The organism is Edwardsiella anguillarum ET080813 (assembly GCF_000264765.2).
GTDB lineage: Bacteria > Pseudomonadota > Gammaproteobacteria > Enterobacterales > Enterobacteriaceae > Edwardsiella > Edwardsiella anguillarum.
Genome location: NZ_CP006664.1, coordinates 3,544,533 through 3,560,203, shown reverse-complemented (window position 1 = coordinate 3,560,203; position 15,671 = coordinate 3,544,533). Strand labels below are relative to the sequence as shown.

Below are 15,671 nucleotides of genomic sequence, written 5' to 3'. Positions count from 1 at the left end.
GGCGGAATAAACGCGCAGAAACCGTACGCCTGCGTTATTACCGCCCGCATAATGCGGGCTTTTTTATGTCCGCGCCGTGTATGACCGTCAGGGAGCTATTCTATGCCTCAGGCCAAAACCGCCGTGACCGTATTAACCCGCAGCGCCGCTTACTCCGCGGATCCGACGCTGCTTTTTGAACAACTGTGCGCCCAGCGCCCGGCGACGCTACTGCTGGAGTCTGCCGATATCGCCAGTAAGCACCACCTGAAAAGTCTCCTGATCATCGACAGCGCCCTGCGTATTACCGCGCGCGGGCGGGAGGTCACGCTGGAGTCATTAAGCGCTAACGGCGCGGCCCTGCTGACCACCCTGCGTCATGCCCTGCCCCCAGACGTAGCCTGTACGAGCCAGGCCCACGGCTGTACGCTCACCTTTCCCGCGCCGGACAATGAGCAGGATGAAGACAGCCGGCTGCACACCCCGTCGGTATTCGACGCGCTGCGTACCCTGCTCTCCTGCCAGCCAACGCCTGACGCCGAGCCGGAGGCCATGTTGCTCGGCGGCCTGTTCGCCTATGATCTGGTCGCCGGCTTTGAACCCTTGCCACAGCTCAGCGCAGGGCCGCGCTGCCCCGATCTCTGCTTTTATCTGGCCGAAACCCTGCTGATCCTCGACCACCGTCAGGGCAGCGCCCGCCTACAGGCCAGCCTCTTCAGCACCGCGGCGGATGAGCATCAGCGCCTGCAGCAGCGCCTGGATGACCTGCTGACGGAGATGCAGCGCCCCTTCACGGCGGCGCCCGTTGCGCCCTGTCCGCCGTTAACGGTCGAGGTCGATCGGGATGATGAGGCGTTCGCTGCGATCGTCCGCGACATGCAGCGCGCCATTCTCGCCGGTGACATTTTTCAGGCGGTGCCTTCACGCCGCTTCACGCTACCCTGTCCCGCGCCGCTGGCCGCCTACCGTCAGCTGAAACAGAACAACCCCAGCCCTTACATGTTCTTCATGCAGGATCAGGCCTTCACGCTGTTCGGCGCCTCGCCGGAGAGTGCCCTGAAATACGATGCCGACAGCCGGCGGGTCGAGATCTACCCCATCGCGGGTACCCGGCCGCGCGGACGGCGCGCCGACGGCAGCATCGATCGCGATCTCGATGGCCGACTGGAGCTGGACATGCGCAGCGATCCCAAAGAGCTGGCCGAACACCTGATGCTGGTCGATCTGGCGCGCAACGATCTGGCGCGGATCTGTGAGCCGGGCTCACGCTACGTCGCCGAGCTGACCAACGTGGATCGCTACTCCGTGGTGATGCACCTGGTCTCCCGAGTCGTCGGCACCCTACGCGCCGATCTCGACGCGCTGCATGCCTACCGTGCCTGCATGAACATGGGCACCCTGAGCGGTGCCCCCAAAGTGCGCGCCATGCAGCTGATCGCCGCCAGCGAGCGGCGGCGGCGCGGCAGCTACGGCGGCGCCGTCGGCTATCTGACGGCCCGCGGCGATCTGGATACCTGCATCGTTATCCGCGCCGCCTACGTAGAGGACGGCGTCGCCAGCGTACAGGCCGGCGCCGGCGTGGTGCTGGACTCCCAGCCTCAGGCGGAGGCCGATGAAACCCGCAGCAAGGCCCGGGCGGTGCTGAACGCCATCGCGGCGGCGCACGCGAATTTCCCCCAGCCGCAAGGAGCGATCTGATGGCCGACGTCTTACTGCTCGACAACATTGACTCGTTTACCTACAACCTGGTCGATCAGCTGCGCAGCGGCGGTCATCGGGTGGTTATCTACCGTAACAGCGTCGCGCCGGATACGCTGCTGCGGCATCTGGATAGGCTGCACCAGCCGCTGCTGATGCTCTCCCCCGGTCCCGGCGCACCGGCTGACGCAGGCTGTATGCCCGCGCTGCTGCAAACGCTGTGCGGGCGCCTGCCCATCATCGGCATCTGTCTGGGACACCAGGCCATCGTCGAATACTATGGCGGCCAGGTCGATCGGGCGGAGGAAGTTCTGCACGGGCGGGTCTGCGCCATCGAGCACGATGGCGAGGCCATGTTTCGCGGCCTGCCGTCGCCGCTGCCGGTAGCGCGCTACCACTCGCTGGCGGCCCGACGCATTCCGGCCGATCTCTGCGTCAACGCCCACTTCCAGGGCATGGTCATGGCGGTGCGCCACGATCGCCAGCGCGTCTGCGGCTTCCAGTTTCACCCGGAGTCGCTCCTCACGCCACAGGGCGCCCGGCTGCTGGAGCAGAGCATCGACTGGGCCCGCGCCGCGCCGCCCCAGCCCCGATTGCCCTCCCTCAGCGCAGCGGAGGCCCCATCATGTCACTGACCTCTGAGCATCTGACCATATTGGATAAGCTATACCGGGCGCAGGTGATCAGCCGCGCGGAAAGCCAGCGGCTCTTTAGCGCCATCGTGCACGGTCATCTGGAGCCGAGTCAGCTGGCAGCCGCGCTGATCAGCATGAAGATCCGCGGCGAACATCCCGATGAGATCGCCGGCGCCGCCAGCGCGCTGCTGGAGGCGGCGCAGCCGTTCCCTCGCCCGGCGTATGAGTTTGCCGACATCGTCGGCACCGGCGGCGACGGCAGCGACAGCATTAATATCTCGACCGCCAGCGCCTTTGTTGCCGCGGCCTGCGGCGTACGCATCGCCAAGCACGGCAACCGCAGCGTATCCAGCCGTACCGGATCGTCGGATCTGCTGCAGGCGCTGGGGATCCGTCTGGACATGAGCGCCGAGGCGTCGCGCCGGGCGCTGGATGAGCTGGGGCTCTGCTTCCTGTTCGCCCCCCAGTACCACAGTGGCTTTCGTCATGCCATGCCGGTGCGCCAACAGCTCAAGACCCGCACCATCTTTAATCTGCTTGGCCCGCTGATCAACCCGGCCCGACCAACCCGCGCGCTGATCGGCGTCTACAGCCCCGATCGGGTGCTGCCGCTGGCGCAAAGCCTGCGCGGCCTAGGCTACCAGCATGCGGCCGTCGTGCACGGCGGCGGGCTGGATGAGGTCGCCTTGCACGCCCCGACACAGGTGGCAGAGCTGCACCAGGGCGAGATCCGCCACTATCAGCTGACGGCGCGCGACTTCGGCCTGCCGGACTATCCCCTCAGCGCGCTGCGCGGCGGCGCGCCGGAGGAGAACCGTACCCTGTTGACCCGCCTGCTCCAGGGGGTGGGCGCGCCCGCGCATCAGGGCGCCGTCGCCGCCAACGTGGCGCTGTTGCTGCGCCTGTTCGGCCAGCGCGATCTGGTTGCTAACGCCCGCCAGGCGCTGGATGTCCTGCGCAGCGGACGTGCCTATCACTATGTCACCGCCCTGGCCGCCCGCGGCTAACCTTATACAGCGCAAGGAACCTATCATGACACAACCCTCGCCATCGCCCGCCAGCCTGCTGAACCGCATCATCGCCGATAAACGGCGCTGGATCGCCGCCCGGGAGCAGCAGCAGCCGCTGTCAGGCTTTCAACCAACCCTGCGACGCAGCGAGCGCGACTTTCACCGGGCGCTCAGCGAGACGCCGCGCGCGCTGATCCTAGAGTGTAAAAAAGCATCGCCCTCGCGCGGGCTGATCCGGGCGGACTTTGACCCACAGGCTATCGCACGGATATATCGCGATCATGCCGCCGCCATCTCGGTCTTAACCGACAGTGACTATTTTCAGGGTGACTTCCGCTTTCTGCGCACAGTAAGTGACGTTGTCACGCAACCGGTGCTGTGTAAAGACTTTATCCTCTCGCCTTACCAGATCTATCTGGCGCGCCACTACCGCGCCGATGCCATCCTGCTGATGCTCTCCGTATTGGACGATACCCAGTATCGCCAGCTGGCCGCCGTGGCCACGACGCTGAACATGGGGATCCTCACCGAGGTCAGCACCCCCGCCGAAATGGCGCGCGCCGTCACGCTGGGCGCCAGGACGATCGGCATCAATAACCGTAATCTGCACGATCTCAGCGTCGATCCCGAGCGTACTCGGCATCTCGCGGCGCTGGCACCGCCGGGCGCGACGCTTATCGCCGAGTCCGGTATCCGCAGCCACGCCCAAATCCGCGATCTGGGCCGCCTGGTGCAGGGCTTTCTGATCGGCAGCGCGCTGATGTCCCAGCCCGATCTGCGCAGCGCCGTCTGTCGTCTGCGCTTTGGCGACAATAAGGTCTGTGGCCTGACCCGCCCTGAAGACGCGGTCAGCGCGCTGTGCGCCGGCGCCGTCTACGGCGGCCTGATCTTCGTGGCCGACTCGCCGCGCTACGTCGATATCGCCACCGCCCGCGGCATTATCTCGGCCGCCCCGCTGCGGTACGTCGGGGTCTTTCGCAATGCCAAGCCCGCCAGCGTTGCGCTGGCCGCGGAACGCCTGGCTCTGCACGCCGTTCAGCTGCACGGCGGCGAGGATCAGGCCTATATCGATAGCCTGCGTCCGCTGTTACCGGCGGCCTGTCGGATCTGGAAGGCGCTGCCGGTCAGCGATGCGATGCCCACAGAGCGCCTGCGTCACGTCGATCGCTACCTGCTTGACGGCGCACGCCCCGGCAGTGGACGCCCCTTTGACTGGCGCCTGCTGGACGGACATCCCCTAGGCGACATCATGCTGGCCGGCGGGATCAGCGCCGATAACTGCCGCGCAGCGGCTGACCTCGGCGCGCAGGGTCTCGATTTTAACTCCGCCGTGGAGTCCTCTCCCGGGCGTAAAGACCCCGGCAAACTCCGTGCGGCCTTCCAGGCGCTGCTCGCCTGAGACGCTACCACCGTTTTTATGACTGACAGGAAGATGACATGAGCTTACTGAATCCCTATTTCGGCGAATTTGGCGGCAGGTTTGTGCCGCAAATTCTGATCCCGGCCCTGAACCAGCTGGAGGCCGCCTTCGTCGACGCCAGCGACGATCCCACCTTTCAGACCCAGTTCAATGACCTGCTGCACAACTATGCCGGGCGACCGACGGCGTTGACCCTCTGCCGCAACCTCACCACCGGTACCCGCACCCGCCTGTACCTAAAGCGTGAGGATCTGCTGCACGGCGGCGCGCACAAAACCAATCAGGTACTTGGCCAGGCGCTGCTGGCCAGGCGCATGGGTAAGACCGAGATCATCGCGGAAACCGGCGCGGGTCAGCACGGCGTCGCAACGGCGCTGGCCTGTGCCTTACTGGGTCTGAAATGCCGAGTCTACATGGGGGCCAAGGACGTTGCCCGCCAGTCTCCCAACGTGTTCCGCATGCGGCTGATGGGCGCCGAGGTGATCCCGGTGCACAGCGGCTCGGCCACCCTAAAAGATGCCTGCAACGAGGCGCTGCGCGACTGGTCCGCTAACTATGACCAGGCCCACTATCTGCTGGGCACCGCCGCCGGCCCCCATCCCTATCCGACCATCGTGCGCGAATTTCAGCGGATGATCGGCGCGGAGACACGCCGTCAGATCCTGCAGGCCGAAGGCCGCCTGCCCGATGCGGTATTGGCCTGCGTCGGCGGCGGCTCCAACGCCATCGGGATGTTCGCCGACTTTATCGATGATGCGTCGGTTCAGCTTATCGGCGTCGAACCGGCCGGGCTGGGCATTGAGACCGGGCAGCACGGAGCGCCGCTCAAGCACGGCCGCGTCGGCATTTACTTCGGCATGCGCTCTCCCATGATGCAGACCGCCGAGGGGCAGATTGAGGAGTCCTACTCCCTTTCCGCCGGGCTGGATTTTCCCTCGGTAGGTCCCCAGCACGCCCACCTGAACAGCATTGGCCGGGCTGACTATGTCTCCGCGACCGACGACGAAGCGTTGGCCGCCTTTATGCAGCTCTCGCGCCAGGAGGGCATTATTCCGGCGCTGGAGTCCGCCCATGCGTTGGCCCACGCCCTGAAGCTCATTCATCAGCAGCCGGAAAAAGAGCAACTGCTGGTGGTGAATCTTTCCGGGCGCGGCGACAAAGATATTTTTACCGTTCACGACATTCTGCAGTCCCGGGGAGAAATGCAATGACACGCTACCAGACGCTATTTACCCATCTACAGCGCCGCCAGGAAGGCGCGCTGGTTCCCTTCGTCACGCTGGGCGATCCCACGCCGGCGCTGTCGCTGCAAATTATCGACGCACTGGTTGAGTCCGGCGCCGATGCGCTGGAGCTGGGGATCCCCTTCTCCGACCCGCTGGCCGATGGCCCGGTGATCCAGAATGCGACCCTGCGCGCCCTGCAGGCGGGCGTCACCCCCGAGCGCTGCTTTACGCTGCTGGCTACCCTGCGGGAAAAATATCCCCAGTTGCCCATTGGGCTGTTGATGTACGCTAACCTGGTGGTTAACCCGGGGATCGACGCCTTTTACCGGCGCTGTGCCCAGGCCGGCGTGGACTCTGTCTTGATTGCCGATGTACCGCTGGAGGAGTCCGCCCCCTTCCACGCGGCGGCGCAGCGGCACGGGGTCGCGCCGATCTACCTGTGTCCGCCCAACGCCGATGATGCGCTACTGCAGCAGCTGGCGGCGCGCAGTCAGGGGTACGTTTACCTGCTGTCACGCGCCGGGGTCACCGGCAGCGATTGCACCAGCCTGCCGCCACTGAGCCATCTCACGACGCGGCTGGCGGCGCTGGGTGCCGCGCCGGCGCTGCAGGGATTCGGGATTCGGACGCCCGATCAGGTGCGCAGCGCGCTGGAGGGTGGCGCCGCGGGCGCTATTTCCGGCTCGGCGGTGGTCGACCTGATCGCCCACCATCTGGATAACCCGCCCCAGATGCTGCAGCAGCTGCGCGCGTTCATCCAAACCATGAAGGCCGCAACCCGCGCCTGATGCCCTCCGCGGCGGTCGGTATCCCCCGCCGCGGATTTTGACTTGCCCTCTGCTGACCTATTGATATGATTATTGATAGATCGGGACACCGTTCATGGCGGCTGCCCTTTCGCGTCACCGCATAAGGAGAAAAGCATGAAATGGTCGAAACAGATCCAGGCGTTAGGACTGGCCGCCGTTCTGGCGGCATCGCTGGCGGGCTGCGCCGGATCCACCACCCAGGAGAGTACCGGTAACTACATTGATGACACCGTGGTCACCACCAAGGTGAAAAGCGCGCTGCTCAATGCCAAGAGTATTAAATCTACAGAGATCAGCGTGGAGACCTACAAAGGACGGGTACAGCTGAGCGGATTCGTCTCCTCACGGGCCGATGCCCAGCGGGCGGTTGAGGTTGCCCGGGGCATTAAGGGCGTCCGCTCGGTCGAAAACGATATGCGCATTAAATAACGCGCTCAGGCTGCCCGCCCGGGGCAGCCTCTTTACCGCCATAGCCGATCAGAAACGGTAGCCGGCACCGAACATAAATACCCACGGATTAATGTTGGTATTTATGCTGTGCTGATTATCCGAGCTATCGCGGAACTTCACCTTGGTATCAATGTTGATGTACCACACCGAGGCGTTGATCATCCAGTTTTCGCTGACCATATAGTCTAGCCCCGCCTGCCCGGCAACGCCCCAGGAGTCCGTCGCCTTCAGATCGTGCAGCCCCAGCGACGTCGCATTCTGATCGAAGCTGTTGTTGAAGAAGGTGGTGTAGTTCACCCCGACCCCAAGATAGGGGCGCAGCTTGTCTTCCGCACGGCCAAAGTACCACTGGGCCATCAGGGTGGGCGGCAGCTGATGCACGGTCGCAATATTTCCCAGCCCCCCCAACGAGACCTTGTGGCGGAACGGCGTTGCCGCCAGCAGCTCGATGCCGATGTTATCCGTTGCCATGTAGCCGAAGGTCAGCCCCAGCTGGGTATTGTTGTCCACGTTAAACTCGCCCAGCCCCAGCACATTATCAGAGCTGGTGGTCGGACGTACGGTGGCCGCGCCGGCGCGGACAATCACATCACCGGCCTGATGAGCCGATGCTGCCGCAGGCGCCAAAACGGCGGCCAGACACAGCGCAACGCTACACTTTTTCATCATCATCCCTTTCCTTTATATGGTTATCGTTCGCTTGCAATATAACCATATTGAGTGATTATTGATCCCATCGGGATCACATCTTTTACATATAAACTGAACTAAATGATGCCAATCATATTTCTTGATTTGAAATGAAATGGCGAAAATTGATAAGCATCAATCAAGCGTCATTCCACTGAATTAAGAAGGCGTGCATCCCCTGCGGCAACGGCGCTCCGCACTTAGCGCAGGCGCTAACCTGAACGCGGAGGGCACCGCAAAGCCGGATGGAGACACAGCGCGTGGTTCGACGCAGCATAGCGCCAGGGAGAAAGCCGCGCACAATCGGCCTGCGTCGCCCATCGGCGGCGCCCCGATACCGCCGCCGCGGAGCACAGGAAAAAACGCGGAGCGCAGAAGAAATCACCACCTGGCCGATTGCGGGGTGCCACAGCGGCCGCTAACGGGGTACAATCGCCGCACATCTGTTTCCACCCCGGGCGGCCGGTGCCGCCCGTCGACATGCCAAGGAGCTATGCATGCCCATCACGGCCCGGAGCCTTTACCGTGACAGCGTTAACTTTTTCCGCCATCAGCTGACGCCCATCGTCCTGCTGGCGCTACTGACCGCCTTTATTAGCGTGATGCTGAACCAGGCCCTCAGCCCCAGCGCACAGGCGATCAGCCAGCTGAGCAGCGGCGACGGCGTCAGCGCCGCCCGAGGGCTACAGGAGATGATCCGCCAGATGACGCCGGAGCAGCAAATGACGCTGCTGAAAGTCTCTGCGGCCTCCAGCTTTTCGGTGCTGATCGGTAATGTGCTGCTGCTGGGGGGGATGCTGACGCTGATCCCACAGGCGTCCACCGGCGTACGCCTCAGCGCGCTGCGCGCCATCGGCCTCTCTGCGCCCATGCTGCCGCGTCTGCTGCTGCTGATGCTGCTGTGCACCCTGATGGTTCAGCTGGGTATTACGCTATTTATCTTGCCGGGGATCATCCTGGCCGTCGGTCTCGCCCTCTCCCCGATGATCATGACCACAGAGCGCTGCGGCGTGATCGCCGCCATTCGCAGCAGCTTTCGGCTCTCCTTCGCCAGCGTACGGCTCATCAGCCCGGCAATCCTGCTGTGGATGCTGATGAAGCTGGTGCTATTGCTGTTGGTCGATACGCTGGCGGCGCTGCACCCCAGCCTGGGCATGGTCATCATGGGAACACTGAGTAATCTGATCTCCGTCGGTCTGATTATCTATCTCTCCCGCCTGTATATGCTGCTGCGGACCCCAGCCTGATCCGCAGACCCCGCCCGCAGGGCGGGGTCGCCACGCCTCCCGCGCTCCCGCAGACAGAGCGCCGCGCCCCCGATTCACCCGCGTAAGAGACAGCCATGCTGAGCCGACTCATCATCAAATACAGAATGACCGATATCTTAGACAAGATCATATTACGCAATAAAGATTTCGCAATTATATCAAATAACTGCTGGGGATTTCGTGCGTATAAAATAGCCAAGAAACCGTACAATACGCCATTCATCGGGCTGTATATTGTCCCTGCCGATTTTATTAAAATGTGCGCTAACTTAAGCCGCTACATTGGCTGCACAATCGATAAAGACAGCTTTATTAAAAGCGACATGCCCTTTCCGGTTGCCCAGATACAGGAGATTACGATTTACTTTATGCATTACCAGAATGAGGAGCAGGCCATCCGTAAATGGAATGACCGGATGGCCCGGCTGGTAAGCTATATCGCGGCGCGGGGCGTCGATAACATCATCTTTAAGATGTGCGAAAGAGATGGTGAAAAACAGCATGTTAGCGAATTCAACGCGCTGCGCTTCCCACGGAAAATCAGCTTTGAAAAGGCCGGCAGCGACAAACGTCTGAAGGATAAAAATGGCGACCTGCTCACCGGAGATCAGCTGTTCAATAGCCGATTTATTTACTATAGAAAATACATTTCTCTATATAAGTGATGATTAAGCAGAGGCGTCAGCGAGGCGCAGCCGTCCCGTTCTGAGCGGCTCCCGGAGAGTCGTCCGCGCCGTCGGCATGGGCGCACCGACTGCTTTGGATCAGCTTCAGTGCCAGATACAGATCGGCGACAAACAGCAGCCCCTTCTCCTCCCCGGCGGCTCGACTGCGGCCAAACCAGCGCTTCAGGTCGGTCTTACGCCCGGCCAGCACCAGATGAACTCGCCGCTGGCGCAGATCGCGCTTCAGCTCATCGATCCCCGCCAGCACGCTAATGTCGGGGTAGGTAAAGCAGGATACCGCATCGATCACCACCCACTCCGGCTGAAACGGCATCCCGTCGACCAGATTCAGGACTCGGCGCTTAAAATAGGCGATATTGAAATAGGTCAGCGGCGAGTTAAAACGGTAGATCAGCACCCCCTCGACTGCCCGCACCTGATTCCCGTTGCCGAGCGAGTGGATCATCCCCTCCTCATTCACCCCCAGCAGCTGTTCGCTGGGGCGAAACACCGTGCGGAAAAACTGCAGCAGTCCCAGCAGCACGGCCAGCCCGATCCCCGGCATAACCCCCACCAGCAGCACGCTGGCAAAGGTGAACAGCGCCAGGCGAAAGGCCGACGGATTGTGTTTCCGCAGGTTCACCAGCGAGCGAATGTCCAGCAGCAGCCAGGAGGCGTACACCAGCACCACGCCGAGCGCGGCCACCGGAATATAGCGCAGCAGCCCCCCCAGCAGCAGCAGCACCGCCGCGATAGACAGCGCGGCCACGATGGAGACCAGCTGGCTTTTACCGCCGTTGGCATCGTTGACCGCGGTACGGGAGCTGGCGCCGCTGATGGCGAACCCCTGCGAAAGCGCCGACACGATGTTGGCGACGCCCAGCGCACGAAACTCTGCATCCGGATTGATTTCATAGCCGTTTTTAGAGGCAAAGCTGCGCGCCGTCAGCATCAGGCTGACAAAGCTTATCAGCGCCAGGTTCAGGGAGGGCATCACCAGATCGCGCAGCAGCGCAGGCTGAAAGTTGGGCCACTGCACCACCGGCAGCGTCCCGTCGAGGCCGGTAATCGTCTGAATGCCAAAGCGCTGCAGCCCCCCCAGCCAAACCACCAGCATCGCGAGGATGATCACCAGTAACGCCGCAGGCCAGCCGGGACGTAGACGGCGCAGCCCCAGCAGGCTCAGCAGGGTCAGCAGCGACAGAAGCAGCGTCGGCCAATGGCTGGAGAGCAGGTCGTGGGGCAGCGAGAGAATGCGTTCGATCACCTCGCGCGAGGCGGGCTGATAGCCCAGCATCTTCGCCAGCTGATCGATCATGATGGTGATGGCCAGGCCATTGAGCAGGCCAGTCAGAATGGGGCGCGACAGCAGATCCGCCAGCGCCCCGAGGCGAAAGCGGCTGGCAACGAGGCACCACAGGCCGGTCATCAGGGTCATCATTACGCACAGCTGCCACAGCCGCTGCGGATCGCCGGCCGCCAGCGGAGCCACCACGGCGGCAATCACCGCACAGGTGGCCGCATCCGGCCCGACGATCACCTGGCGTGAGGAGCCAAACAGCGCGTAGGCGATCATCGGCAGGATACAGGAGTAAATTCCCACCACCGCCGTGACCCCGACCAGATCGGCATAGGCCAGCGCCGTCGGCAGCGCCACGGCGGCGACCGATAGCCCGGCGCGCAGATCATCGGCCAGCCACTCCCGCCGGTATTTCGTCAGTTGATACAGCCCTGGCATCCAGCGGCGCAGAAAATTCCATTGCATAACGTCGTAACCCTAAGAGGCGTCCTCCTCCATCATGGATAGGCCGAAGCACTTGGTCAAGTCGGCTGATGGGCGGGTTCGCGTGTAATTTTTTGCAAAAAAATAAAGCTGGGAGAAATACGGCGGCATAATGCAGGATCACAGAGAATCAACGGGCGTGACCGTGCGGCCCGGCAGCGACAAAGATACCGCCGCTGCGCCGAATCAGGTATAGTCGCCCGGTCGATGAAAGGATGGACTGCCGAATGAAGCAATTGTTAGATTTTTTACCCCTGGTGGTATTTTTTGTCTGTTACAAACTGTATGACATCTATGTCGCCTCCGGCGCGCTGATCGCCGCGACCGCCGTCGCACTGGTGTTAACCTGGCTGAAATACCGCCGGGTAGAGAAAATGACCCTGATCACCTTTATTATGGTGGCCATTTTTGGCACCCTGACGCTGGTCTTCCATAACGATCTATTTATTAAATGGAAGGTGACCGTTATCTATACGCTGTTTGCCCTGGCGCTGCTGATCAGCCAGATGGTGCTGAAGAAGCCGCTGATCCAGCGGATGTTAGGGAAAGAGCTTCAGCTGCCGGACAGCGTATGGTCCCGTCTGAATGCGGCGTGGGCGCTGTTCTTCCTAGGCTGCGGCCTGGCCAACATCTATGTCGCCTTCTGGCTGCCACAAAGCGTGTGGGTCGATTTTAAGGTCTTTGGGCTAACGGCGCTGACGCTGATTTTCACGCTGCTGAGCGGAGTTTATATTTACCGCAATATGTCCGAAGAGCAAAAGCATTCATAAGACTGTGCGCCGGCCTCTGGCCGGCGTTTCTTTTGACACTGAGACATCAAGACTGACATTTACTATGAGCGAAAAACTTCGTTTACCGGCAGGTGAACTTGTTCTGCGTACTCTGGCTATGCCGGCCGACACCAACGCTAACGGGGACATCTTCGGCGGTTGGATCATGTCACAAATGGATATTGGCGGCGCTATCCTGGCAAAAGAGATCGCAGAGGGACGCGTGGTGACTGTGGCGGTGAACGCGATAACCTTTCTTAAGCCGGTGGCGGTAGGCGATGTAGTGTGCTGCTATGCCCACTGTATCCGCACCGGGCGCAGCTCTATCACCGTGAACATTGAGGTCTGGGTGAAAAAGGTCGCCTCCGAGCCGATTGGGCAGCGCGAATGCGTTACCGAGGCGGTATTTACCTATGTCGCGGTAAACGACGCGAATAAATCCCGCGCGCTGCCTGCTGGGAAGGCCAACTTCCGCAACGACGCCGCGCAATAGACGCCCCCACGCCGGGCCATCGCTGGCCCGGCGCTTATTCGACGGCCGTCCGGCCATCGATCCGAAAATAGACGGTCACCTCAACGTTCTGCCCCGGGCGTCCGGGCTGGTAACGCCAGCGGCGCGCGGCGCGCTTGACCTCTCGCTCAAATACCCCTGGCGGATCGGCCGACAGGATACTGACATTGCCGACGCGCCCCTCGCTATCGACGTCAAAACGCAGCCTCACCCGTCCCTCAATATGCAGCGCCAGCGCACGCTGAGGATAGGCCGGCTCAGGTCGGCTGGCCGCCTGCGGCGCGCCCGACGCCGCAGGATGCCCCCCGTTCGCCGCCGGCGCGTGACCGCTTGCCGCACCTGGCAGAGCGCCTGCTGTCCCCGTCGCCTTTGGCGCGACGCCCTGAGCCTGATCCGACGGCGTTACCGCCTGCGGCGTTGATGATACCGCCTTGGCCACCGGCGCCTGAGGCACCGGCGGTTTCGCCTTCGGCGGCGCCGGTTTCACCTCCCGCTGACGGGGCTGCGCCCTCTCGCTCGGCTTCGGCTGCGGCTTTGGCTGCGGCTTCTCGGGCGGCGGCGCCTCTTTTTCCCTGTGTGCCTCGGGCGCGGTGACGTCCGGTGCCGCTGCCGGCGCCGGCGCCGATCCGGCCTGCTGCGGCGCGGCCTGTGGCGCAGACGCCGCCTGCCCTGCGGCGGCAAACATGGCCGGATTGACCATTATCGCCTGGATCTGCCCCGCTTCCCCGGCAGGCTGTGGGCGGATCTCATGGTAGGAGGCATACAGCAGTCCGGCAATCAGCGAGGCGTGCAGGGATACCGATAGCGCCATCGGCCAAGAAAGGCGACGGACCAGGAAAAATCGCTTCAGGGTTAATTTATCAGCCGACAAGGTGTTGGTAACTCAATGGGTAAATGGACATCGCGTATTGCAGTCAAGTTTAAATGCAAATAGCAATCATGTTCAACTGAGAACTGTCGAAGAGCGCAAAACTGTGCGACCGCACGGATTATCCCCTGCGCCGACAGTACAGATATTGCGCCTATGGCAACGATACCTTAACGTATCGGCTCAGGCGGCGCCGTATTTTCCCCAGCGTCAGGCTCTGCGCCTGTGCCCCTCGCAAGAGAGGCCAAAACCAGAGCACACTACCCTCGATTGGCACGAATCAATACAAGGAGGAGAATATGTTGTACCTGATTTATGCTCAGGATGCACAGGATACGCTGCAGCAGCGTCTGGCGGCACGCCCGGCCCATCTGGCCAGGCTGCAGACGCTGCGCGATCAGGGACGTCTGCTGACAGCCGGCCCCCTGCCGGCTATCGACAGCAGCGATCCCGGCGCCGCGGGGTTCACCGGCTCGGCGGTGATCGCCGAATTTGAATCGCTGAGCCAGGCCCAGGCATGGGCGGGAAATGACCCTTACGTTGCCGCCGGAGTCTACCGTCAAGTCAGCGTAACCCCCTACAAACAGGTGTTCTAACGCCGCGTCACCGCATTCAGGACGAGTCATACCCAAGAAAAAAGCCCGCATTCGCGGGCTTTCCCTTACCGCAGAGAAGCGCACTTAGCCGGGGCTACATGGAGATTCCATTAAAATGCTAAATGCGCTTTTCTGTCACATTGCTGTGATGCCGGGCAGTCTACCCTGATTCCTCGCGGGTCGCAATATCATGATAATTCGGATAAATGCGTTCGCTGCTTTTATTATCACCTGGCGCTTATTGGGGGACTCGCCGCTCCGTAGCACGCGGGCTGGATCTCCGCCGCCGACTCTGGCAGGATGGATAAAAAACGGACTATCCCACTGTATTCAGCGGTGATTGGCGTCCAGCGCGCCTGCCGCTATCCATCGTGTCATCCAAGGAGAGCATGCAGAATGGCAAACAGTAAGAAGAACGCCAAAACCCATATCGGTTTGGATCCCAAAAAATCAGCCGCGCTGGCCGATGCACTCAATATCCTGCTGGCCAACTACCAGATCCTGTATATGAATGTGCGCGGCTACCACTGGAATATCAGCGGACCGCAGTTTTTTGAGCTGCACGTTAAGTTTGAAGAGACCTATAACGATCTGTTGCTTAAGGTCGATGAGCTGGCCGAGCGGATCCTGACGCTCGGCTACCGCCCGCGTCACGCCTTCAGCGACTATCTGAAAAGCGCCGAGATCAAAGAAGACGTCGATGTCACCGACGATTGCGGCACCCTGCAGGGATTATTGAGCGGCTATGCCCTGCTGCTGCAGCAGCAGCGAGAAATCCTGCGGCTAGCGACGGACGCGGCGGACGAGGGAACCGTCTCTCTGATGAGCGACTATATTAAGCAGCAGGAAAAGCAGGTGTGGATGCTGAACGCCTATCTGGGGCAATAGCCGGCGGGCGAAAGGTGACCTCAGCCCCGCTGCGCGGGGCTGAATGACTACCACTCGTAGGCAACGGAATAGAGCAAAGAACGGTGATGCTGGATTCTGTGTAAACGGCGAATGCAATAGATATGACGGTTTCTGCGTGACTGACCTTCCAGCCAGCGGCTGCGCCGCCGATGGATCTGACGCAGCATACGCCAGCGCCCTACTTCATTTCGACTGTGTCGCATTGTACCCCTCCGGATAATTGCGCTGCGATTATACCCCCCCTGAGAGACAAGCCAACCCCCCGGGCGAGCCCATCGTATAAAAAGTGCCGCGCGCCGCGATCTGTATATATTTAACCGCTAAAGGTTTCTTCTTTGTATATCTGTGCGTAAACTCTCAATTGATGGATTTGTGCAAGGACAA

17 protein-coding genes are annotated in these 15,671 nt (G+C 61.7%); 13 read left to right on the top strand and 4 right to left on the bottom strand.

The genetic code is table 11. The features are described from left to right. The first annotated feature begins 102 nt into the window (after window positions 1-102). The 7 genes from ETEE_RS16040 (at window position 103) to ETEE_RS16010 (ending at window position 7,206) form a co-directional block, all read left to right on the top strand. Entirely contained in the window at window positions 103-1,677 is a 1,575-nt protein-coding gene (locus ETEE_RS16040) for an anthranilate synthase component 1 (RefSeq protein ID WP_034165140.1), read from the top strand. Further along, complete coding sequence (locus ETEE_RS16035) at window positions 1,677-2,312, top strand: glutamine amidotransferase-related protein (RefSeq protein WP_034165139.1); 636 nt, start codon at window positions 1,677-1,679, stop codon at window positions 2,310-2,312. The genes ETEE_RS16040 and ETEE_RS16035 overlap by 1 nt, the downstream gene beginning before the upstream one ends. Next, window positions 2,303-3,319, top strand: a complete 1,017-nt coding sequence (gene trpD, locus ETEE_RS16030; RefSeq protein WP_034165138.1) for an anthranilate phosphoribosyltransferase — start codon at window positions 2,303-2,305, stop codon at window positions 3,317-3,319. The genes ETEE_RS16035 and trpD overlap by 10 nt, the downstream gene beginning before the upstream one ends. A 25-nt stretch (window positions 3,320-3,344) precedes the next feature. Continuing rightward, window positions 3,345-4,721 carry a bifunctional indole-3-glycerol-phosphate synthase TrpC/phosphoribosylanthranilate isomerase TrpF gene (gene trpCF, locus ETEE_RS16025; protein ID WP_034165137.1) on the top strand — a complete coding sequence of 459 codons (1,377 nt, stop codon included), beginning with the start codon at window positions 3,345-3,347 and terminating at the stop codon, window positions 4,719-4,721. A 38-nt stretch (window positions 4,722-4,759) separates the two neighbouring features. Continuing rightward, a complete protein-coding gene (trpB, locus tag ETEE_RS16020) occupies window positions 4,760-5,953 on the top strand; it encodes a tryptophan synthase subunit beta (RefSeq protein ID WP_034165136.1) in 1,194 nt (397 codons plus the stop codon). After that, window positions 5,950-6,756 carry a tryptophan synthase subunit alpha gene (gene trpA / locus ETEE_RS16015; RefSeq protein ID WP_034165135.1) on the top strand — a complete coding sequence of 269 codons (807 nt, stop codon included), beginning with the start codon at window positions 5,950-5,952 and terminating at the stop codon, window positions 6,754-6,756. Before trpB ends, trpA begins: the two co-directional genes overlap by 4 nt. Window positions 6,757-6,891: 135 nt before the next feature. Next, complete coding sequence (locus ETEE_RS16010; RefSeq protein WP_034165134.1) at window positions 6,892-7,206, top strand: BON domain-containing protein; 315 nt, start codon at window positions 6,892-6,894, stop codon at window positions 7,204-7,206. A 48-nt stretch (window positions 7,207-7,254) separates the two neighbouring features. On the opposite strand, the gene ompW is transcribed toward ETEE_RS16010, so the two are convergent. Next, entirely contained in the window at window positions 7,255-7,893 is a 639-nt protein-coding gene (gene ompW / locus ETEE_RS16005; protein ID WP_034165160.1) for an outer membrane protein OmpW, read from the bottom strand. 521 nt (window positions 7,894-8,414) lie between these two features. Here ompW and ETEE_RS16000 point away from each other — a divergent pair. After that, window positions 8,415-9,164, top strand: coding sequence for a YciC family protein (locus tag ETEE_RS16000; protein ID WP_034165133.1), 750 nt, complete (start codon window positions 8,415-8,417; stop codon window positions 9,162-9,164). A 95-nt stretch (window positions 9,165-9,259) separates the two neighbouring features. Beyond that, on the top strand, window positions 9,260-9,850 hold the full coding sequence (locus tag ETEE_RS15995) for a DUF1919 domain-containing protein (protein WP_034165132.1): 591 nt from the start codon (window positions 9,260-9,262) through the stop codon (window positions 9,848-9,850). A gap of 16 nt (window positions 9,851-9,866) precedes the next feature. On the opposite strand, the gene ETEE_RS15990 is transcribed toward ETEE_RS15995, so the two are convergent. Then, on the bottom strand, window positions 9,867-11,615 hold the full coding sequence (locus ETEE_RS15990) for a SulP family inorganic anion transporter (RefSeq protein ID WP_034165131.1): 1,749 nt from the start codon (window positions 11,613-11,615) through the stop codon (window positions 9,867-9,869). Window positions 11,616-11,860: 245 nt separating this feature from the next. Between ETEE_RS15990 and ETEE_RS15985 the strand changes: the two genes are divergently transcribed. Further along, window positions 11,861-12,403, top strand: a complete 543-nt coding sequence (locus ETEE_RS15985; protein ID WP_034165130.1) for a septation protein A — start codon at window positions 11,861-11,863, stop codon at window positions 12,401-12,403. Window positions 12,404-12,467: 64 nt separating this feature from the next. Then, window positions 12,468-12,896 (top strand): acyl-CoA thioester hydrolase YciA, encoded by a 429-nt coding sequence (gene yciA, locus ETEE_RS15980; RefSeq protein WP_012848376.1) that lies wholly within the window; start codon window positions 12,468-12,470, stop codon window positions 12,894-12,896. A gap of 34 nt (window positions 12,897-12,930) precedes the next feature. On the opposite strand, the gene ETEE_RS15975 is transcribed toward yciA, so the two are convergent. Further along, window positions 12,931-13,785, bottom strand: coding sequence for a TonB family protein (locus ETEE_RS15975; RefSeq protein WP_034165129.1), 855 nt, complete (start codon window positions 13,783-13,785; stop codon window positions 12,931-12,933). Between the two features lie 296 nt (window positions 13,786-14,081). On the opposite strand from ETEE_RS15975, the gene ETEE_RS15970 reads away from it, so the two are divergent. Beyond that, window positions 14,082-14,378 carry a YciI family protein gene (locus ETEE_RS15970; RefSeq protein ID WP_034165128.1) on the top strand — a complete coding sequence of 99 codons (297 nt, stop codon included), beginning with the start codon at window positions 14,082-14,084 and terminating at the stop codon, window positions 14,376-14,378. Window positions 14,379-14,774: 396 nt separating this feature from the next. Next, window positions 14,775-15,266 (top strand): Dps family protein, encoded by a 492-nt coding sequence (locus ETEE_RS15965; RefSeq protein WP_034165127.1) that lies wholly within the window; start codon window positions 14,775-14,777, stop codon window positions 15,264-15,266. Between the two features lie 47 nt (window positions 15,267-15,313). Here ETEE_RS15965 and ETEE_RS20425 read toward each other — a convergent pair whose 3' ends face one another. After that, the gene (locus tag ETEE_RS20425; RefSeq protein ID WP_071525666.1) at window positions 15,314-15,490 is read right to left on the bottom strand and encodes a YciY family protein; all 177 of its coding nucleotides are present in this window, start codon (window positions 15,488-15,490) and stop codon (window positions 15,314-15,316) included. Window positions 15,491-15,671 lie beyond the last annotated feature (181 nt).